Genomic DNA, 21745 nt, shown 5'->3' with positions numbered 1-21745 from the left:
TTTATTGCCAGTTGGAATAAGAAAGGACTTCATGAAACGTCTGCTGCTAACTGCGGTTCTCACCGTATTGATGATCGCCGAAGTTCACGCCGAGTCCTTCACCATCTCCGATATTCGCGTCAACGGCCTCCAGCGGGTTTCCGCGGGTAGCGTCTTTGGTGCCTTGCCGTTGAACGTCGGGGAACAGGCTGATGACCGTCGCCTGGTGGAATCCACTCGTGCGCTGTTCAAAACCGGGTTCTTTCAAGATATCCAACTGGGTCGTGAAGGCAACGTCCTCGTCATCACTGTCGTCGAGCGGCCTTCTGTCGCCAGTATCGAGATCGAAGGCAACAAGGCGATCTCTACTGAAGACTTGATGAAAGGTCTCAAGCAATCCGGCCTTGCCGAAGGCGAGATCTTCCAGCGTGCCACCCTTGAAGGCGTGCGTAACGAGCTGCAACGTCAGTACGTTGCCCAGGGTCGTTACTCGGCCACCGTCGAGACTGAAGTGGTGCCGCAGCCGCGTAACCGCGTTGGCCTGAAGGTCAACATCAATGAAGGTACCGTGGCGGCCATCCAGCACATCAACGTGGTGGGTAACACCAAGTTCGCTGATGACGACCTGATCGACCTGTTCGAACTCAAGACCACCAACTGGCTGTCGTTCTTCAAGAACGATGACAAGTATGCACGCGAAAAACTGTCCGGTGACCTGGAGCGTCTGCGTTCCTACTACCTGGACCGTGGCTATATCAACATGGATATCGCTTCGACCCAGGTGTCCATCACCCCGGACAAGAAGCACGTCTATATCACTGTCAACGTCAATGAAGGCGAGAAGTACAAGGTTCGTGACGTCAAGCTCAGCGGTGACTTGAAAGTGCCTGAAGACCAGGTCAAGTCCCTGTTGCTGGTGCAGAAAGACCAGGTGTTCTCGCGCAAGCTGATGACCACCACGTCCGAGCTGATCACCCGTCGCCTGGGTAACGAAGGCTATACCTTCGCCAACGTCAACGGCGTACCGACCCCGCACGATGAAGACCACACCGTGGACATCACCTTCGTCGTCGATCCGGGCAAGCGTGCCTACGTGAACCGCATCAACTTCCGTGGCAACACCAAGTCTGCTGACGAAGTGCTGCGCCGTGAAATGCGTCAGATGGAAGGTGGCTGGGCGTCGACATACCTGATCGACCAGTCCAAGGTTCGCCTTGAGCGTCTGGGCTTCTTTAAGGAAGTCAACGTCGAAACCCCGGCTGTACCGGGTGTGGATGACCAGGTTGACGTGAACTACGCCGTAGAAGAGCAGGCTTCCGGTTCGATTACCGCGAGTGTCGGTTTCGCCCAGAGTGCCGGTCTGATCCTCGGTGGTTCGATCACCCAGAACAACTTCCTCGGTACCGGTAACAAGGTTTCCATCGGCCTGACCCGAAGCGAATACCAGAGCCGCTATAACTTCGGTTATGTCGACCCCTACTGGACTGCTGACGGTGTGAGCCTGGGCTACAACGCCTTCTACCGCACAACCGACTACAAAGACCTTGACGTCGACGTTGCAAGCTATGCAATCGACAGCCTGGGTGTTGGCGCCAACATTGGTTACCCGATCAGTGAGACCTCGCGTCTGACCTTCGGCCTGACCGCGCAACAAGACAAGATCAAGACCGGTGTGTACACCGTGGATGAGATCTTCAACTTCGTGCGTAAAGAAGGTGACCAGTTCCTGAACTTCAAGGCTTCGGCCGGCTGGTCGGAATCGACCCTGAACAAAGGCGTACTCGCAACCCGTGGCCACTCTCAGAGCCTGACTCTGGAAGCAACCACGCCGGGCAGCGACCTGTCGTTCTTCAAGCTCGACTACCGTGGCCAGTTGTTCCAGCCATTGAGCGAGAACTACACCATGCGCCTGCACACCGAACTGGGTTACGGCGATGGTTATGGTTCGACCAGCGGCTTGCCGTTCTATGAGAACTACTATGCTGGTGGTTTCAACTCGGTACGTGGCTTCAAGGACAGCACCCTGGGTCCTCGTGGTACCCCAAGCCGTGGCGTGGGTGTGACCGGTAACCAAGGTACCGTGGCTGACTCGGACAACGACCCGCTGCCATTCGGTGGTAACGTTCTGATCCAGGGTGGTGCGGAGATCCTGTTCCCGCTGCCATTCGTGAAAGATCAGCGTTCCCTGCGTACTTCGGTCTTCTGGGATGTGGGTAACGTGTTCGACTCCAAGTGCGAACAGGTCACCAACCCCAATGGCTCGAAGTCCAACACGCAGTGCAACGACGTAAGTCTGAGCAACCTGGCAAGCTCTGTCGGTGTGGGCGTGACCTGGGTGACGGCGCTGGGCCCGTTGAGCTTTGCTCTGGCCATGCCGATCAAGAAACCGGATAACGCTGAAACCCAGATTTTCCAATTCTCCCTCGGCCAGACGTTCTAAGCGTCTGACCCAAGATAACGACAACGGATTCTGTAGGAGTACATCGTGCGTAAGTTGACTCAATTGGTTCTCCTGGCGACAGTCCTGGTAGCGACCCCGGCGTTTGCCGAAATGAAGATTGCTGTTCTGAACTATCAGATGGCCCTGCTGGAATCCGATGCGGCCAAGAAATATGCCGTGGACGCAGAGAAGAAGTTCGGTCCTCAACTGACCAAGCTCAAGACTCTGGAAAGCAGTGCCAAAGGTATCCAGGACCGTCTGGTAGCCGGTGGCGACAAGATGCAGCAAGGCGAGCGCGAGCGTCTGGAGCTTGAATTCAAGCAAAAGGCCCGTGACTACCAGTTCCAGTCCAAGGAGCTGAACGAAGCCAAGGCCGTTGCTGACCGTGAAATGCTCAAGCAGCTCAAGCCGAAACTCGACAGCGCCGTGGAAGAAGTCATCAAGAAAGGTGCCTTTGACCTGGTGTTCGAACGCGGCGCCGTCATCGACGTTAAACCTCAGTACGACATCACCCGTCAGGTGATCGAGCGCATGAATCAGCTGAAGTAAGCCATGACTGCGACTATCAAGCTCGGCCAATTGGCCGAGTTCCTGGGGGCCACCTTACGTGGCTCCCCGGAGAAGGAAATTACTGGGCTAGCCACCTTGCAGGAGGCTGGCCCAGCTCAGTTGAGCTTCCTGGCAAACCCCCAATACCGTAAATACCTGGGCGACAGCCGCGCCGCAGCTGTGTTGCTGAAGGCCGCTGATGCCGAAGGGTTTACCGGGGATGCGCTGGTTGTTGCCGACCCGTACCTGGCATACGCCAGGGCGTCGCACCTGTTTGATCCAAAACCCAAGGCTGCTGCCGGTATCCATCCGACTGCGGTGATCGCCGATGATGCGCAGGTCGACCCTGCTGCGAGCATCGGTGCTTTTGTGGTGATCGAAAGTGGTGCGCGCATCGGTGCGGGCGTGACGATCGGCGCGCAGTGCTTTATCGGTGCCCGCAGTGAGGTGGGTGCCGGTGGTTGGCTGGCTCCGCGCGTGACCCTGTACCACGATGTGCGTATTGGCGAACGTGTCGTGATTCAGTCGGGCGCCGTGATCGGTGGCGAGGGCTTCGGCTTCGCCAACTCGAAGGGCGTGTGGCACAAGATTGCTCAGGTGGGCGGCGTGTTGATCGGCGACGACGTTGAAATTGGCGTCAATACGGCTGTTGACCGCGGTGCCCTGGCCGATACCGTCATTGGTAACGGCGTAAAACTGGATAACCAGATTCAGATCGCCCACAACGTGCAGATTGGCGATCACACCGCCATGGCCGCATGCGTGGGGATTTCCGGCAGCACCAAGATTGGCAAGCATTGCATGCTCGCCGGCGGTGTTGGCCTGGTGGGCCATATCGAAGTGTGCGACAACGTATTCATTACCGGCATGACCATGGTGACCCATTCGATTACCGAACCTGGGTCCTACTCATCCGGTACGGCCATGCAGCCTGCGGCCGAATGGCGCAAGAGCGCGGCACGTCTGAGGCAGCTCGACGATATCGCTCGGCGCCTGAAACATCTGGAAAAGCGTGTTGGGGACGTGACCCCTGGCGGTAATGCTTCATCAGATGGCTGATACCATTTCCATATCAAGTGTGCACAGCCGCTAGACTGCCTCCTTGATTTGCTAGAGGGGCGTGCCTTAGTCCGCACGCTCCCAATCTTTATTACAGGCTTCCCCCCGAAATGATGGACATCAACGAGATTCGCGAATACCTGCCTCACCGTTACCCGTTCCTGCTGGTGGACCGGGTGACGGACCTCAATGTTGAGGAAAAGCGCATTCGTGCCTACAAGAATGTCAGCATCAACGAACCGTTCTTCAACGGTCACTTCCCTGCGCATCCGATCATGCCGGGCGTGTTGATCATTGAAGCGATGGCCCAGGCTGCCGGTATCCTTGGTTTCAAAATGCTCGACCTGAAGCCTGCCGATGGCACGCTCTACTATTTCGTGGGCTCCGACAAACTGCGCTTCCGCAACCCGGTCACTCCGGGCGATCAGTTGATCCTGGAAGCCAAGTTCATCAGCTGCAAGCGCCAGATCTGGAAGTTCGAATGCCAGGCTTCGGTCGATGGCAAGCCGGTGTGCTCGGCTGAAATCATCTGTGCGGAACGCAAACTATGAGTTTGATTGACCCTCGCGCAATCATCGATCCGACGGCCGTACTGGCCGCCGACGTTGAGGTCGGCCCCTGGTCGATCGTCGGCGCAGGTGTGGAAATCGGCGAGGGGACAGTCATCGGGCCACATGTGATCCTCAAAGGCCCGACGCGGATTGGCAAACACAACCGCATCTATCAGTTTTCATCGATAGGCGAAGACACCCCGGACATGAAGTACAAGGGTGAAGAAACGCGCCTGGTAATCGGTGATCACAACATCATCCGTGAAGGCGTGACCATTCACCGCGGTACCGTTCAGGACCGCGCCGAGACCACCCTGGGTGATCACAACCTGGTGATGGCCTATGCGCACATCGGTCATGACAGCGTGATTGGCAACCATTGCATCCTGGTCAACAACACCGCGTTGGCCGGCCACGTGCACGTTGACGATTGGGCGATCCTGTCCGGCTTCACCCTGGTCCATCAATATTGCCATATCGGCGCCCACAGCTTTTCCGGCATGGGTACCGCCATCGGCAAAGACGTTCCGGCGTTCGTAACGGTATTTGGCAACCCCGCCGAAGCCCGCAGCATGAACTTCGAGGGCATGCGCCGTCGGGGCTTCAGCGAAGACGCGATCCACGCCCTGCGCCGTGCCTATAAAGTGGTTTACCGCCAGGGGCTGACGGTTGACCAGGCCTTGATCGAACTGACGGAGCCCGCCGCACTCTTTCCGGAAGTTGCGACATTCCGTGACTCGATCCAGTCGTCGACTCGCGGCATCACCCGCTGATCATGGCCAAGCTGCGTATAGCGTTGGTGGCCGGAGAAGCTTCCGGCGATATTCTCGGTGCAGGCCTGATGCGAGCCCTCAAGGTTCAGCATCCGGCGGTTGAATTCATCGGTGTCGGTGGTCCGCTGATGCAGGCTGAAGGCCTCACGTCCTACTTTCCCATGGAGCGCTTGTCGGTCATGGGGCTGGTAGAAGTGCTGGGCCGTTTGCGCGAGCTGCTGGCCCGCCGCAAAAAGCTGATCCAGACCCTGATCGAAGAAAAGCCTGACGTCTTCATCGGAATCGACGCGCCGGACTTCACCCTCAATATCGAACTCAAGTTGCGTCAGGCCGGGATCAAGACCGTGCACTACGTCAGCCCCTCCGTATGGGCATGGCGGCAAAAGCGCGTGCTGAAGATTCGTGAAGGCTGCGATCTGATGCTGACCCTGCTGCCGTTCGAGGCCCGGTTCTACGAAGATAAGGGCGTGCCGGTGCGGTTTGTCGGCCACACCCTGGCCGACACCATTCCGCTCCAGGCCGACCGTGCGGCGGCTCGTGCCGAACTGGGCTTGCCTGAGGGGCCGTTGGTGGCCTTGATGCCGGGCAGTCGGGGCGGTGAAGTGGGGCGTCTCGGTGCGCTGTTTTTTGATGCCGCAGAACGCCTGCAAGCCCTGAAGCCGGGCGTGCGCTTCGTATTGCCGTGCGCGAGCCCTCAGCGCCGTGCGCAAATTGAAGAATTGATGGTAGGGCGCAATTTGCCGTTGACCCTGCTCGACGGGGGCTCGCACCTGGCCCTGGCTGCGTGTGATGCGGTGCTGATCGCTTCCGGTACCGCGACTCTGGAGGCCTTGCTCTACAAGCGCCCGATGGTCGTGGCTTATCGTCTGGCGCCGCTGACCTATTGGATTCTCAAGCGGATGGTCAAAAGTCCCTACATCTCCCTGCCCAATTTGCTGGCCCAGCGTCTGCTGGTGCCCGAGTTGTTGCAGGACGATGCGACGCCTGAAGCCCTGGCACGCACTCTTTTCCCGTTGATCGACGGTGGCGAAGAGCAGACCCGTGGGTTTGACGAGATTCACCGCACCTTGCGTCGTGATGCGTCGAATCAGGCGGCGGATGCTGTGCTGACCTTGATCGGCCAAAAACAGGAAGCCCTATGAAGACGCAAATGGGCCTGGATTTCAGCCTGGTCGCTGATGCCCTTGATCTGGTAGCCGGCGTCGACGAAGTGGGCCGTGGCCCACTGTGTGGCGCGGTCGTCACCGCAGCCGTAATCCTCGATCCGAAACGCCCGATCCTCGGCCTCAACGATTCGAAGAAACTCACCGAAGCCCGTCGCGAAAAACTCTTTGACGAGATCTGTGAGAAGGCCCTGAGCTGGCACATCGCCCGGGCCGAAGTCGAGGAAATCGACAAACTGAACATCCTGCACGCCACCATGCTGGCCATGCAGCGTGCCATTGAAGGCCTGCACATCACGCCAAAAATGGCGATGATCGACGGCAACCGCTGCCCCAAGCTGACGATGCCGGCTGAAGCGGTGGTCAAGGGCGACAGCAAGGTGCCGGCAATTGCCGCTGCGTCGATCCTGGCCAAGGTCAGCCGTGACCGAGAAATGGCGGCTTTTGAATTGATCTACCCTGGCTACGGCATCGGCGGGCACAAAGGCTACCCGACGCCCGTTCATCTGGAAGCTTTGGCGCGCCTGGGGCCAACCCCGATCCACCGCCGCTCGTTCGCCCCGGTTCGTCAGGCTTACGAGGCTCGGGAAAGCCTGATCGAGGTTTAGCAGCAAGGCTGATGTTTTTGCCAAGGCCCGGTACAATCCGGGCCTTGTTGTTTTCACGTTTTGGACAGGATCACTATGCCGGCTTCATTCGTTCACCTGCGCCTGCACACTGAATACTCCCTGGTCGACGGCCTGGTACGGATCAAACCGCTGGTCAAAACCCTGGTGGGCATGAACATGCCTGCCGTGGCGGTGACCGACCAGAACAACATGTGCTCCCTGGTCAAGTTCTACAAGGCCGCCATGGGCGCCGGCATCAAGCCGATCTGCGGCGCCGACCTGTGGCTGTCGAACAAGGACCCGGATAACCCATTGAGCCGCATCAGCCTGTTGGCGATGAACGGCGTCGGTTATCGCAACCTCACCGAACTGATTTCCCGTGGCTTTATCGATGGCCAGCGCAACGGCTCGATCATCATCGAGCGCGAGTGGGTGGCCGAGGCCAGCGAAGGGCTGATCATGCTCTCGGCGGCCAAAGAGGGTGAAATCGGCATCGCGCTGTTGGGCGGCAATCCCCACGAGGCGGAAGTGCTCGCCCGTGAATGGATGGACGTGTTCCCCAACCGTTTCTACCTGGAAATCCAGCGCACCAACCGTCCTAACGATGAAGAGCAGTTGCACGCCGCCGTGGCCCTGGCTGAAAAGCTGGGCGCGCCGCTGGTAGCGACCAACGATGTGCGCTTTATCAAGAAGGAAGACTTCGAGGCCCACGAAACCCGCGTCTGCATTGGCGAAGGCCGAGCGCTGGATGATCCGCGCCGCTCGAAAAACTACAGCGAAGAGCAGTACCTCAAAAGCGCCGATGAAATGGCCGAGTTGTTCAGCGACCTGCCCGAGGCCCTGGAAAACTCCGTTGAAATCGCCAAGCGCTGCAATATTGAAGTAAAGCTGGGCAAGCACTTCCTGCCCAACTTCCCGATTCCCGATGGCATGACCATCGACGAGTATTTCCGCAAGGTCTCGTTCGACGGCCTGGAAGAACGCCTGAGCGTCCTGCTACCCAAGGACACCACCGAAGATTACGAAGCCAAGCGCCAGGTCTACGTCGACCGGCTGAATTTCGAGCTGGATATCATCATCCAGATGGGGTTCCCCGGTTACTTCCTGATCGTTATGGACTTTATCCAGTGGGCCAAAAGCAACGGCGTGCCGGTGGGACCGGGCCGTGGATCGGGTGCCGGGTCGCTGGTGGCCTATGTGCAGAAGATCACCGACCTCGACCCGCTGGAATATGACCTGCTCTTCGAACGGTTCCTTAACCCGGAACGGGTATCGATGCCCGACTTCGACGTCGACTTCTGCATGGATGGTCGCGACCGGGTAATCGAATACGTGGCCGAGAAGTACGGCCGCAATGCGGTAAGCCAGATCATCACTTTCGGTTCGATGGCGGCCAAGGCGGTAATCCGCGACGTGGCCCGGGTGCAGGGCAAGTCCTACGGCCTGGCTGACCGCCTGTCGAAGATGATCCCGTTCGAAGTCGGCATGACCCTGGAAAAAGCCTACGAGCAGGAAGAAATCCTGCGGGACTTCATCAAGGTCGATGAAGAAGCGGCCGAAATCTGGGACATGGCACGCAAACTCGAAGGCGTGGTGCGTAACGTCGGTAAACACGCCGGTGGTGTGGTTATCGCGCCCACCAAGCTGACCGACTTTTCGCCGATCTATTGCGACGAAGAAGGCGACGGCCTGGTAACCCAGTTCGACAAGGATGACGTGGAGGCGGCCGGCCTGGTGAAGTTCGACTTCCTTGGCCTGCGTACCCTGACGATCATCGACTGGGCGCTGAAGACCATCAACCGCGACCGCGCCAAGGTCAACGAGCCGCCGCTGGATATCGCGTTTATCCCGCTGGACGACAAACCGACCTACAGCCTGCTGCAAAAAGCCGAAACCACGGCCGTGTTCCAGCTTGAATCCCGCGGCATGAAAGAGCTGATCAAAAAGCTCAAGCCCGACTGCCTGGAAGACTTGATCGCACTGGTGGCGCTGTTCCGTCCGGGCCCGCTGCAATCGGGCATGGTGGATGACTTCATCAACCGTAAGCACGGGCGTGCCGAACTGGCTTACCCGCACTCCGATTACCAGTACGAAGGCCTCAAGCCAGTACTGGCACCGACCTACGGCATCATCCTGTATCAAGAACAGGTGATGCAGATTGCCCAGGTCATGGCCGGTTATACCCTCGGTGGCGCGGACATGCTGCGTCGGGCCATGGGTAAGAAAAAGCCCGAGGAAATGGCCAAGCAGCGCGGCGGTTTCATTGAAGGTTGCGCCACCAATAACATCGACGCTGACCTGGCCGGTAACATCTTCGACCTGGTAGAGAAATTCGCCGGTTACGGCTTCAACAAATCCCACTCCGCCGCCTATGGCCTGGTGTCGTACCAGACCGCGTGGCTGAAGGCTCACTACCCGGCGCCGTTCATGGCGGCGGTACTGTCTGCGGATATGCACAACACCGACAAGGTCGTGACCTTGATCGAGGAAGTGCGCACCATGAAGCTGCGCCTCGACGCGCCGGACGTGAACACTTCCGAATTCAAGTTCACGGTGAACGACGAAGGCCGCATCATCTATGGTCTTGGCGCGATCAAGGGCGTGGGCGAAGGCCCGGTGGAGGCGATTACCGAAGCGCGTCAGGACGGGCCGTTCAAGGACCTGTTCGATTTCTGCGCCCGTGTCGACCTCAAGCGCATCAACAAACGGACCCTTGATGGCTTGATCCGCAGCGGCGCTCTGGATCGCCTGGGCCCGCACTTCCATGATGAGCCGAAGGCTTACCAGGCCAACATTGACCGCAACCGTGCGGTGTTGCTGACGGCCATGGAAGAAGCGATCAAGGCCGCCGAGCAGACCGCCCGCACCCACGACAGTGGCCACGCCGACCTGTTTGGCGGGCTGTTCGTCGAAGCAGACGCCGACGTTTACGCCAACCACCGCAAGGCCAAGGACCTGACCCTGAAGGAACGCCTCAAGGGCGAGAAAGACACCTTGGGCCTGTACCTCACCGGTCACCCGATTGACGAATACGAAGGTGAAATCCGGCGTTTCGCCCGTCAGCGCATCATCGACCTGAAGCCGGCGCGGGATACCCAGACCGTTGCGGGCATGATCATCGCCCTGCGGGTGATGAAGAATAAAAAGGGCGACAAGATGGGTTTCATCACCCTCGACGACCGCTCGGGCCGGATCGAAGCGTCGCTGTTTGCCGATGCGTTCCATTCCGCCCAATCGCTGCTGCAGACGGACGCGATGGTGGTGGTGGAAGGGGAAGTCAGCAACGACGACTTCTCCGGCGGCCTGCGCCTGCGGATCAAACGGGTGATGAGCATGGAAGATGCCCGCACCAATCTGGCCGAGAGCTTGCGCCTGAAAGTGCGCACTGATGCGCTCAAAGGCGATCAGCTACGCTGGTTGGGGGACTTGCTCAAGCGTCATCGTGGCGCGTGCCCGGTGACAATGGAATACACCGGCAATGATGCCAAGGCCATGCTGCAGTTCGGCGAGACCTGGAGAATCGACCCAGGCGATGGCTTGATTCAAGCATTGCGTGACCAGTTCGGGCGTGACAACGTCTTCCTCCAATACCGTTGACGGTCAGGCCGTACAAAGAACGCCTGATCTCGACCGAATATTTAATCTCGACCTAACCGCGCCTCTCCCTTAAGGTAGGGCGCGAATAGACAACCGGCTGGCCAGGCACTCCCTGGCCGTCGACCCAAGACGGACGCTTATGAACCCGAATTTTCTTGATTTCGAACAGCCGATCGCTGACCTGCAAGCCAAGATCGAAGAGCTGCGCCTGGTCGGCAATGACAATTCGCTGAATATCGGCGATGAAATCGCTCGCCTGCAAGACAAGAGCAGCACGCTCACCGAAGACATCTTCGGCAAGCTGACCAGCTGGCAGATCGCGCGCCTGGCCCGCCACCCGCGCCGTCCGTACACCCTGGACTACATCGAGCACATCTTCACCGAGTTCGACGAGCTGCACGGCGACCGTCATTTCTCCGACGACGCGGCCATCGTGGGCGGTATCGCCCGCCTGGACGACCAGCCTGTCATGGTGATCGGTCACCAGAAAGGCCGTGAAGTGCGCGAGAAGGTTCGCCGCAACTTCGGTATGCCGCGCCCCGAAGGCTATCGCAAGGCCTGCCGCCTGATGGAAATGGCCGAGCGCTTCAAGATGCCGATCCTGACCTTCATCGACACCCCGGGCGCCTACCCGGGTATCGACGCTGAAGAGCGCAACCAGAGCGAAGCGATTGCCTGGAACCTGCGGGTGATGGCTCGCCTGAAGACGCCAATCATCGCGACGGTGATCGGCGAAGGCGGTTCCGGCGGTGCATTGGCCATTGGCGTCTGCGACCAACTGAACATGCTGCAATATTCGACCTACGCGGTGATCTCGCCGGAAGGTTGCGCTTCGATCCTGTGGAAAACCGCCGAGAAAGCGCCGGACGCTGCCGAAGCCATGGGCATCACCGCTGATCGCCTGAAAGGCCTGGGCATCGTGGACAAAGTGATCGCCGAGCCATTGGGCGGCGCCCACCGTGACCCGGCTGCCGCTGCAGCGACCATTCGTGCTGAACTCAGCTCGCAGCTGGCGATGCTCAAGAAGTTCGACAACGAGGCGCTGCTGGCCCGCCGTTACGAGCGACTGATGAGCTACGGTCTCTAAGCCGACGCCATCTAAGATGTGGGAGCTGGCTTGCCTGCGATAGCATCAACTCGGTGCACTAGATAAACCGAGTTGCCTGCATCGCGGGCAAGCCCGGCTCCCACATTTGTTTTGTGTATGCTTGGCTATCGTGTTCCAGTTTTGCGGCGGTACTTTGCGATGAAACCAACTCTGCCCGCCAAGCTCCTGCAAATCCTCGCCCCCTGGCGCAATGCCCCGGCCTGGCACATCGCCTTCTCCGGCGGCCTCGACTCCACCGTCCTGCTGCACCTCCTGGCCACGCTGGCCAAAATCGACAAGCTCCCGCCACTCAGCGCTATCCATGTTCATCATGGGCTGCAAGCTGCGGCGGATGCGTGGCCGGCTCATTGCCAGTCCGTGTGCGACGCCTTGGGCGTGCCTCTGCGGGTGATCCGCGTGCAAGTGCAACAAGGCGCAAGCCTGGAGCGCGCGGCCCGTGAGGCGCGGTATCAGGCGTTTGCGGAGGTCACCGGGGCAGGGGAGTTGCTGGTCACGGGCCAGCACCGTGACGATCAGGCTGAAACCTTACTGTTTCGGCTGTTGCGTGGGGCTGGCGTGCGTGGCCTGGCGGCAATGCATGCGCGGCGCCCTTTGGCAGATGGCTATCTGGTGCGACCCTTGCTGGATGTATCTCGCGCCGAGCTTGAAGCCTACGCCCGTGAACATCAATTGACCTGGATCGAAGACCCGTCGAACGCTGATCCGCGTTTCTCGCGCAATTACCTGCGCCACCATGTTTTCCCGCAGTTGACCGAGCGGTGGCCCCAGGCCGTCAGCACCATGGCCCGTAGCGCTGAACACTTGAGCGAAGCCCAGGGGCTGCTCGACGAACTGGCACAAATGGATCTGCTGGCTGCCAGCCAGTCCTCGGCGTTTCCCTGGCTGGCGTTGCCATCGCTGGCCCTTGCACCGCTTGCCGCGCTCTCCGAGGCCCGCCAGCGCAACGCGCTAATGCATTGGCTGACACCGCTGACACGCTTGCCCGACAGCGAGCACTGGGTCGGCTGGTCCACCCTGCGCGACGCCAAGGAAGACGCGCAGCCTCTGTGGCGCCTGGCCGACGGTCAATTGCATCGCGGCGGCGGGCGCATCTGGTGGTTATCAACCAGTTGGTCGGAATTTTTGGATGCGCCGGTGAGCTGGTCACACCCCGAAAACCCACTACAGTTACCCGGTAACGGGCAGCTGCATTTCAGCGGCGACGCACCTGAAGGCCCCTTGAGCATCCGCTATCGCCAGGGCGGCGAAATCATGGAATTGCCAGGCCGGGGCCGGCGGGACCTGAAGCGCTTGCTTAACGAAAGTGCGGTGCCAGGCTTCATCCGTGGCAGATTGCCGCTGCTGTATCAGGGCCAACAATTGCTGGCTGTGGCCAACCTGCCGGGGCTTGCGGCGGGTGGCGGTACCGGCTGGCAATTACATTGGATGCCACCAACCTGCGATCAAGGTTTGAGCTGATAGAGCCTTTCCGGTAGACTACGCTCCCTTCTTGATACAACTTCTGTGGATTCGCCTGAATCGCAGCAGTTGCCGATTACCAAGCAGTCTTTGCTGGGCGATTCCAAAAAATGTGTAGCGATCAACGTACCGGTGTTTCATTGCTGGTCTGTCACAACGCGGCGGTTTTTTTGAAAGGTGCACTGTGATTAATGCAGGTGATCGGGGGCTTCGGCCTTCCTTCGCTTTCCCCGGCGGCTCGGACCGCTTTAACGCAGACTTCTAGGGTTTTTCATGACGCGCTACATATTCGTCACGGGCGGTGTTGTTTCTTCATTGGGGAAAGGCATTGCCTCCGCTTCATTGGCGGCCATCCTGGAGGCGCGGGGACTTAAGGTCACCATGCTCAAGCTGGACCCGTACATCAACGTTGACCCGGGCACCATGAGCCCGTTCCAGCACGGTGAAGTGTTCGTCACCCACGACGGCGCCGAGACCGACCTGGACCTGGGCCACTACGAGCGGTTCATCCGCACGACCATGACCCAGAACAACAACTTCACCACCGGCCGTGTCTACGAGCACGTGCTGCGCAAGGAGCGCCGTGGTGACTACCTGGGTGCAACCATCCAGGTGATCCCGCACATCACCGACGAAATCAAGCGCCGCATCATCAAGGGTGCAGGCGATGCCGACGTGGCGATGGTCGAGATCGGTGGCACCGTGGGTGACATCGAGTCCCAGCCATTCCTTGAAGCCATCCGCCAGTTGCGTTTCGAAGTCGGCGCCAAGCGCGCGATGCTGATGCACCTGACTCTGGTGCCGTACATCGCCACCGCCGGCGAAACCAAAACCAAGCCTACCCAGCACTCGGTCAAGGAACTGCGTTCCATCGGCCTGCAGCCGGACGTGCTGGTATGCCGCTCCGACCACGCGATCGACATCGCGTCGCGTCGCAAGATCGCCCAGTTCACCAACGTTGAAGAACGTGCGGTCATCGCGCTGGAAGACGCCGACACCATCTACAAGATCCCGGGCATCCTGCACTCTCAGGGCCTGGATGATTTTGTCGTCGAGCGTTTCGGCCTGCAGTGTGGCGGCGCCGATCTGTCCGAGTGGGAAGCCGTGGTCGACGCCAAGCTCAACCCTGAGCATGAAGTCACCATCGCCATGGTCGGCAAGTACATGGAGCTGCTGGACGCCTACAAGTCGCTGATCGAAGCGATGAGCCACGCGGGCATCAGCAACCGTACCAAGGTCAACCTGCGCTACATCGACTCCGAAGACATCGAGAACCAGGGCACTGCGCTGCTGGAAGGCGTTGACGCCATCCTGGTTCCGGGCGGTTTCGGCCTGCGTGGCGTGGAAGGCAAGATCACTGCCGTGCAGTACGCTCGTGAGAACAAGGTGCCGTACCTGGGTATCTGCCTGGGCATGCAAGTGGCGGTCATCGAGTTCGCCCGTAACGTGATGGGCTGGAAAGACGCCAACTCCACCGAGTTCGATCGCACCAGCGGTCACCCGGTCGTGGGCCTGATCACCGAGTGGGAAGATGCCACCGGCGCGGTCGAAACCCGTACCGAAGCCTCCGACCTGGGCGGCACCATGCGCCTCGGCGCGCAGGATTGCCTGCTGGAGCCGGGTTCCCTGGTTCACGATTGCTACGGCAAGGACGTGATCGTCGAGCGTCACCGTCACCGCTATGAAGTGAACAACAACCTGCTGCCGAAAATCATGGAAGCCGGCCTGAAAATCTCCGGTCGTTCCGGTGATGGCGCGCTGGTTGAAGTGGTTGAAGCACCGGATCATCCATGGTTCGTGGCGTGCCAGTTCCACCCGGAGTTCACCTCGACCCCGCGCGACGGTCACCCGTTGTTCAGCGGCTTCGTTAAAGCAGCACTGACGCAACATCAGAAGAAGGCGTAAACCTGATGGCCCAGAAGATCATTCGCGTAGGCGACATCGAGATTGCCAACGACAAGCCCATGGTGCTGTTCGGCGGCATGAACGTGCTGGAAAGCCGCGACATGGCGATGCAGGTCTGTGAAGAGTACGTGAAGGTGACCGAGAAACTCGGTATCCCTTACGTGTTCAAGGCCAGTTTCGACAAGGCCAACCGTTCGTCCGTGACCTCCTACCGCGGCCCGGGCCTTGAAGAAGGCATGCGGATCTTCCAGGACATCAAGCAAGCCTTCGGCGTGCCGATCATCACCGACGTCCACGAGCCGGAACAGGCTGCCGTGGTCGCCGAGGTGTGCGACATCATCCAGTTGCCGGCCTTCCTGTCGCGCCAGACCGACCTCGTGGTCGCCATGGCCAAGACCGGCGCTGTGATCAATATCAAGAAAGCCCAGTTCCTCGCCCCCCAGGAAATGAAACACATCCTGAACAAGTGCGTGGAAGCGGGTAACGATCAGTTGATCCTCTGCGAGCGGGGTTCGAGCTTCGGCTACAACAACCTCGTGGTGGACATGCTCGGTTTCGGCATCATGAAACAGTTCGAATACCCGGTGTTCTTCGACGTGACCCACGCGCTGCAAATGCCCGGTGGTCGCGCCGATTCCGCTGGCGGGCGCCGTGCCCAGGTACTGGACCTGGCCAAGGCCGGCATCAGCCAGTCCCTGGCAGGTTTGTTCCTGGAAGCCCACCCGGACCCGGACAACGCCAAGTGCGACGGCCCATGCGCCCTGCGCCTGGACAAGCTGGAGCCATTCCTGGCCCAGTTGAAGCAGTTGGACGACCTGGTCAAGAGTTTTCCGACGGTAGAGACCGCGTAAGCGCCATTTCTCCGGTAGACTTTCCCTCGCTTTACGCTCAGGCCCGCGGGCCTGAGCCTTGTCGCCTGCAAGCCTGCCCGTTGTTCCACCCTTGCGGTCGGTCAAAAGATTTCCTTCAGCTGCGTCGTTTTCGTCAACTTTGGAGTGTTTACAACAATGGCAAAAATCGTCGACATCAAAGGTCGTGAAGTTCTCGACTCCCGTGGCAACCCTACCGTCGAAGCCGACGTGCTTCTCGATAACGGCATCATCGGCAGCGCCTGCGCGCCGTCCGGTGCTTCCACAGGTTCCCGCGAAGCGCTGGAACTGCGTGATGGCGACAAGAGCCGTTACCTGGGCAAGGGTGTACTCAAGGCGGTCGCCAACATCAATGGCCCGATCCGTGACCTGCTGCTGGGCAAGGACCCGCTTGACCAGAAAGCCCTCGATCACGCGATGATCAAGCTCGACGGTACCGAAAACAAAGGCAGCCTGGGCGCCAACGCCATCCTCGCCGTGTCCCTGGCTGCTGCCAAGGCCGCTGCACAGGACCAGGACCTGCCGCTGTACGCCCACATCGCCAACCTGAATGGCACCCCGGGTGTCTACTCGATGCCGGTGCCGATGATGAACATCATCAACGGTGGCGAGCACGCTGATAACAACGTCGACATCCAGGAGTTCATGGTGCAGCCGGTTGGCGCCAAGACCTTCTCCGAAGGCCTGCGCATGGGCACCGAGATTTTCCACCACCTCAAGGCTGTGCTGAAGGCCCGTGGCCTGAGCACTGCAGTGGGTGACGAAGGCGGCTTCGCGCCGAACCTGGCGTCCAACGAAGATGCACTGAAAGTGATCTCCGAAGCCGTGGCCAACGCTGGCTACAAGCTGGGCACCGACGTGACCCTGGCCCTGGACTGCGCGGCCAGCGAATTCTACGAAGACGGCAAGTACAACCTGTCCGGTGAAGGCCACGTGTTCACCTCCGAAGGTTTTGCCGACTACCTCAAGGGCCTGACCGAGCGCTACCCGATCATCTCGATCGAAGACGGCCTGGACGAGTCCGACTGGGCCGGCTGGAAAGTCCTCACCGATAAAATCGGCGAGAAAATCCAACTGGTGGGCGACGACCTGTTCGTCACCAACACCAAGATCCTGAAAGAAGGCATCGACAAAAAGATCGCCAACTCGATCCTGATCAAGTTCAACCAGATCGGCACCCTGACCGAAACCCTGGAAGCCATCCAGATGGCCAAGGCTGCGGGCTACACCGCCGTGATCTCCCACCGCTCCGGCGAAACCGAAGATTCGACCATTGCCGACCTGGCCGTGGGCACTTCGGCAGGGCAGATCAAGACCGGTTCCCTGTGCCGTTCCGATCGCGTTTCCAAGTACAACCAATTGCTGCGTATCGAAGAGCAATTGGGCGGCAAAGCCAAATACAACGGTCGCAGCGAGTTTCGCGGCTGATTGTTAAATGGTAAAAGGTCAGCGGATTACGTCGGAAAAATCACGACAGCGTGAATTTCGACGCTAATCTCATGACTAACAAGCACAAGCCTGGTTTTTCCAGGCTTCGTGCTATCAGTTGCTGCAAAAGTTTTGCATGGCTGTCTTTTTTCACTGGATACCCGATATTCGATGCGCAGTCCCAATTGGTTGTTCCTCGTCTTGCTCTTGCTGCTGGCTGGCCTGCAGTACCGCCTTTGGGTGGGGAATGGCAGCTTGGCGCAGGTCACCGAACTGACCCAGCAAATTGCTGCACAGCACGCCGAAAACGAGGTGCTGCTGGAGCGCAATCGCGTGCTCGATGCCGAAGTGCTTGAATTGAAAAAAGGCATGGAGACCGTTGAAGAACGGGCTCGTCATGAGTTGGGCATGGTCAAGGAGGGCGAAACCCTCTACCAGTTGGCCCAATGAGCAGCTCGTCACCGGCCTTCTGGGCCGTGATTCCTGCCGCGGGCGTGGGTGCCCGTATGGCCGCGGACCGTCCCAAGCAATACTTGCAGTTGGGCGGGCGCACTATTCTCGAACACAGCCTTGGCTGTTTCCTCGACCACCCGGACCTCAAGGGGCTGGTGGTCAGCGTCGCTGTTGATGACCCCTACTGGCCAACCCTGGCCTGCGCCATCGACCCGCGCATCGTGCGTGTAGACGGCGGCGAAGAGCGCTCGGGTTCAGTGCTTAACGCCTTGCTGTACTTGCATGGCCAGGGCGCCGGCGATGATGACTGGGTGCTGGTGCACGATGCGGCCCGGCCCAACCTCAACCGCGACGACCTCGACAAACTGCTCTTCGAGCTCGCCAACGATACCGTCGGCGGGCTGCTGGCGGTGCCGGCGCGGGATACCCTCAAGCGCGCCGACAAGCATGGCCGGGTACTGGAAACCGTTGACCGCAGCGAGATCTGGCAGGCCTACACGCCGCAGATGTTCCGCCTGGGCGCGCTGCATCGGGCCCTCGCCGACAGCCTGGTCTCGGACGTGGTCATCACCGACGAAGCCTCCGCCATGGAATGGGCCGGGCACGCACCGCGCCTGATAGAAGGCCGTTCCGACAATATCAAGGTCACCCGCTCGGAAGACCTCGAATGGCTGCGCCAGCGTCGGGCCAGCCAGTCCGTTTGATTCAGCCGGGCACCTGCTCAACGCCGGGCCTGGTTTTCAGCGCATCCACCAAGGCCTGCAGGCTGTTGAAGGGTTTCTGGTCGATTGACCAACCCGGTGCGGTGATGGAAAACAGTGCGCCGGTTTGATTGACCTCAATGGTTTGGACATTGCCTCGCCGTGACCGGTAGAGAATCTGCGCCGTGGTGGTGGGCGTGGCCGCCGATAGCAGGAACTGGCCGGGTTTGTTCAGTTGTGTCTGCGGCGTTTTGGCGGCCAGGCTGTGTGATGGGCCGGGAAGCACCGGTGCCGTTTTTTGCAATGAAGTGGTATCAACCCGTAATACAAAGTCGGCCTTGACCGTCGCATCTCCCTTGCCAATTCCCATGCTGGAGGTTCGTCCAGGGTCTGCCTCGATCCCCAGTCGCTGCCCGGCGCGCGCGTCCTCTATCCGCAGGCTGATACTGCCCGTCAGCTCGGCCAGGCCGGGGATGCCCCGGTAAGTGTTGGTGTGGCTGTCACCGACCAGCGCGACCCATTTCCCGGGGTGGCTCTTGGTGGTCTGGACCCACTGAATCACCTCGGTCGCGTAGAAATTCATCATGCGTTGGCGAAGGGTGCCGTTGACGTCCGCCATGTCCCTGATCATGTAGCTGGCGGTGCAGTCGATGGGCTGGATCTTGATCCCGGCCTCCCGGGCTTTGATCAGGACATTCTGAAACGAGTAGTGGCTATCGCTCCGGGGTGGGTAGATACCTCTCAAGTAACTTCTCAATTCATCGGACATGCTTGCTGTCCTGGAGCGGTAGAACAGCTTGATCAGCGGGGTATGAACGTCGGTCAACAGATGTTCAAGATAGATCCGCTTGACCCCTTCTCGCGCCAGCGCCTGCATGTTGTCCATCAGAAAAGCCTTGCTCGACAGCGCATCATGGCTTTCTCCCAACACCAGTCCATCGCTGGCACTGAGCAGCTTGTGGATGATGCGGGTTTGGGACTCATCGAGGCTGAGGGTCGGCAACACCGGTCGTACGTGGGAGGACGTGCGGTTGTTGAAGAAGGTCGTCGAGTCTTGGGCCAATTTGTTTCTTTTCTCAAAGAACAGGTTGCGAGCGTCCCTGAGCGGTTGCTGCCGGCTTCCCAGGGGCTCGAAGTCTTCGGAAAATGAACTGCTGTCGCTCATCATGCCCGACACGGTGTCACGCAGCGGAGTGGGCATTTCATAGGCGTTGAATAAGCTTGAATGGGCCGGGCCACCAAAAAAACGGTAAATGCGCTGCCAGCCGTTGCGAAAGGCGCCGCCCCCGTTCAGCCCCGCTATCCGCCATTTCAGATCGGGGCTTTGTAGGGCGTAGAGCCCGGTGGCGTGGGTTTTCAAGGGGGTTGCCGGATCATTCACGAACAGTTCGAAAAAACCGCTCTCGTCGGGGGTCATGTAGGTAATAAACGATTCGCCAAGTAACTTCACGGTTTGCAAGCCGGCGGGGCGGGGCCGTGTACTCAGTATTCGGCCTTGGTCTTGGACCGACGTCGAACGGCTGGAAACGATGCTGACCTTGATGTTGCCGCTCGCCTGCCGGACCGCCTTGCCCAATTGGCTGCGCAAGCTGTTGAGGGTGACGGCGACCTGGCTGCCGAGGCCATGGATCGCCACGGGCATAGCATTCAGGGCGCCGAAGATAATCCGTTCCGTGCCCTTGGGCTTGCCTCTGAGTACGTCGTCGGTGCCAATCGCCATCTCGGTGAGGCCTTGGGTCAGGAAGCAAAACTCCGCAAGCAGGGCCGACCTCATGGCAAGGGCCAGGGGGATCGCCAGCAGGCAGCCTTTTTCCAGGGTGTCGAGGGTGTTTGCCTTGTGGGTATCGAGGGGCGAAACGATGGTGCTCGCCATCAGCTTGCTGATACGCGCCTTCACCTGCCGGGTTATATAGTCGAAAGGGTCGCCGCTCAGCGCCGGGTACATGGCGTTGTTGAGGTATTGCTCCGGGTCCCAATAGGCGTTTGGCAGCAGGCTGTTGAACAGGCCGGATTTCGGGGCAGGGCCGGGAAAGGCCGACATTCCCACCAGGGCTTCCTCGACCCCGCTGTAGATCAAGCCGGAGTCGACCGTTTCGGGTTCGAAATGGTTGGTCAGGGCTTTGCGTAGAGTGGCCGTCCTGGCCATGTCCACCAGCCACGCGCGCATGGAGGTCGGGTTGATAAAACCGTGGAAGGGTGACGAGTTGCCCGGAATATAAAGCAGGGTGATCTGGCTCGGCTTGTCTGTGATGGTGAGAATGTCGGTGGCTTCGCTGTTGTGGATGCGCAGCAAACGCAGAGAAAGATTTTTATCCGGGACGTAGGGCGCCTGGAGGTCTTCCAGGGACAAGTTGCTGAAGTCCTTGTTGACGCCGACGCCCGCTGCCCGCGCCGCCAGCTGGCGCTCCTCATCGGTCAGGGTGAACTCTTCGGATTGACTCAAATAGCCTTCGATGAAGGCCATGCGCATCAGGGTTTTGTAGTTCTCCTGGTGCTTGTCCCAGAACGCCGTGATGGCCTCGTTGTAAACCTGTTCGAAATTGCTCGATCGCACGGCGTTGCGAAAGGTTTGCGGCGAGATATCCAATTGGGTGCTTGGCCCGTACGCCTGTGGATCGCTGCGCAGGTAAATTGCTTCATAGCGCCGAGGGGGAATCCAGCCGGCCGCGATGAACTCTTCGTTGAACATTGCCGGGATGCGGTTATCCATCAGGCGCGGCAACTCGGGGACGATGGTGAAATACGGCGCGGTCATGGAGAAGCCCGTGATGTTGACCAGGCCGCCGGGCGCCTCGGGGGCGTTGGCGATCATCGCTTCGGTCAAGGTCATCGACTGGACGATGGCGCCAGTGAAGGGCGCGTCGGGGTTGTCGGTGTTGTATTCGAGGGTGGTCAGCAGCGTGGTGTCAGGGTCCAGTTCTTCGTTGCAGAACGGTTGGGCGTGCTCGCGAATCAACCGGGCAGCGATCTCGCCGGGCACCGGGAAGTCGGCCAGTACCTTGCGGATAAAGTGATTGGTGCGATGGATCTGTGGGGTGTGGGTGGTCATCTGCTTGCCTTGTCGCAGTGGAAACTGCGTGTATTTGCAGGCAAGCGAGGGATGG

Annotated in this window: 16 protein-coding genes; 15 read left to right on the top strand and 1 reads right to left on the bottom strand. The window is 59.6% G+C overall.

The features are described from left to right. The first annotated feature begins 31 nt into the window (after positions 1 to 31). The 15 genes from bamA (at position 32) to ispD (ending at position 18644) form a co-directional block, all read left to right on the top strand. Positions 32 to 2419 (top strand): outer membrane protein assembly factor BamA, encoded by a 2388-nt coding sequence (bamA, locus tag MUM_RS0130350; RefSeq protein ID WP_010176752.1) that lies wholly within the window; start codon positions 32 to 34, stop codon positions 2417 to 2419. A 45-nt stretch (positions 2420 to 2464) separates the two neighbouring features. Continuing rightward, positions 2465 to 2968 carry an OmpH family outer membrane protein gene (locus MUM_RS0130345; RefSeq protein WP_003219314.1) on the top strand — a complete coding sequence of 168 codons (504 nt, stop codon included), beginning with the start codon at positions 2465 to 2467 and terminating at the stop codon, positions 2966 to 2968. A 3-nt stretch (positions 2969 to 2971) separates the two neighbouring features. Then, complete coding sequence (gene lpxD / locus MUM_RS0130340; protein ID WP_010176751.1) at positions 2972 to 4027, top strand: UDP-3-O-(3-hydroxymyristoyl)glucosamine N-acyltransferase; 1056 nt, start codon at positions 2972 to 2974, stop codon at positions 4025 to 4027. 110 nt (positions 4028 to 4137) lie between these two features. After that, a complete protein-coding gene (gene fabZ, locus MUM_RS0130335) occupies positions 4138 to 4578 on the top strand; it encodes a 3-hydroxyacyl-ACP dehydratase FabZ (RefSeq protein WP_003219309.1) in 441 nt (146 codons plus the stop codon). Next, positions 4575 to 5351, top strand: a complete 777-nt coding sequence (gene lpxA / locus MUM_RS0130330; protein ID WP_010176750.1) for an acyl-ACP--UDP-N-acetylglucosamine O-acyltransferase — start codon at positions 4575 to 4577, stop codon at positions 5349 to 5351. The genes fabZ and lpxA overlap by 4 nt, the downstream gene beginning before the upstream one ends. Positions 5352 to 5353: 2 nt before the next feature. Then, positions 5354 to 6493: a lipid-A-disaccharide synthase gene (lpxB, locus tag MUM_RS0130325; RefSeq protein ID WP_010176749.1), complete on the top strand. Its 1140-nt coding sequence runs from the start codon at positions 5354 to 5356 to the stop codon at positions 6491 to 6493. Then, on the top strand, positions 6490 to 7122 hold the full coding sequence (gene rnhB / locus MUM_RS0130320; RefSeq protein ID WP_010176748.1) for a ribonuclease HII: 633 nt from the start codon (positions 6490 to 6492) through the stop codon (positions 7120 to 7122). The genes lpxB and rnhB overlap by 4 nt, the downstream gene beginning before the upstream one ends. Positions 7123 to 7197: 75 nt before the next feature. Beyond that, entirely contained in the window at positions 7198 to 10719 is a 3522-nt protein-coding gene (dnaE, locus tag MUM_RS0130315) for a DNA polymerase III subunit alpha (protein WP_010176747.1), read from the top strand. Positions 10720 to 10858: 139 nt separating this feature from the next. Next, positions 10859 to 11806, top strand: a complete 948-nt coding sequence (locus tag MUM_RS0130310) for an acetyl-CoA carboxylase carboxyltransferase subunit alpha (protein WP_010176746.1) — start codon at positions 10859 to 10861, stop codon at positions 11804 to 11806. A gap of 159 nt (positions 11807 to 11965) precedes the next feature. Beyond that, a complete protein-coding gene (gene tilS, locus MUM_RS0130305; protein ID WP_010176745.1) occupies positions 11966 to 13285 on the top strand; it encodes a tRNA lysidine(34) synthetase TilS in 1320 nt (439 codons plus the stop codon). Between the two features lie 273 nt (positions 13286 to 13558). Beyond that, a complete protein-coding gene (locus MUM_RS0130300; protein WP_003219298.1) occupies positions 13559 to 15190 on the top strand; it encodes a CTP synthase in 1632 nt (543 codons plus the stop codon). A 5-nt stretch (positions 15191 to 15195) separates the two neighbouring features. Continuing rightward, a complete protein-coding gene (gene kdsA / locus MUM_RS0130295) occupies positions 15196 to 16041 on the top strand; it encodes a 3-deoxy-8-phosphooctulonate synthase (protein WP_003219295.1) in 846 nt (281 codons plus the stop codon). A gap of 156 nt (positions 16042 to 16197) precedes the next feature. After that, positions 16198 to 17487 (top strand): phosphopyruvate hydratase, encoded by a 1290-nt coding sequence (gene eno, locus MUM_RS0130290; protein WP_003219294.1) that lies wholly within the window; start codon positions 16198 to 16200, stop codon positions 17485 to 17487. A gap of 171 nt (positions 17488 to 17658) precedes the next feature. After that, positions 17659 to 17937 (top strand): cell division protein FtsB, encoded by a 279-nt coding sequence (gene ftsB / locus MUM_RS0130285; protein ID WP_003219292.1) that lies wholly within the window; start codon positions 17659 to 17661, stop codon positions 17935 to 17937. After that, positions 17934 to 18644, top strand: coding sequence for a 2-C-methyl-D-erythritol 4-phosphate cytidylyltransferase (gene ispD / locus MUM_RS0130280; protein WP_010176744.1), 711 nt, complete (start codon positions 17934 to 17936; stop codon positions 18642 to 18644). Before ftsB ends, ispD begins: the two co-directional genes overlap by 4 nt. A 1-nt stretch (position 18645) precedes the next feature. Here the strand turns inward: ispD and MUM_RS0130275 are convergent, their stop codons facing one another. Further along, the gene (locus MUM_RS0130275) at positions 18646 to 21690 is read right to left on the bottom strand and encodes a membrane-targeted effector domain-containing toxin (protein WP_010176743.1); all 3045 of its coding nucleotides are present in this window, start codon (positions 21688 to 21690) and stop codon (positions 18646 to 18648) included. Between the last annotated feature and the right edge of the window lie 55 nt (positions 21691 to 21745).

The sequence above is a fragment of the Pseudomonas sp. PAMC 25886 genome (genome assembly GCF_000242655.1).
GTDB lineage: Bacteria > Pseudomonadota > Gammaproteobacteria > Pseudomonadales > Pseudomonadaceae > Aquipseudomonas.
This window is presented reverse-complemented; position numbering and strand designations above follow the sequence as displayed.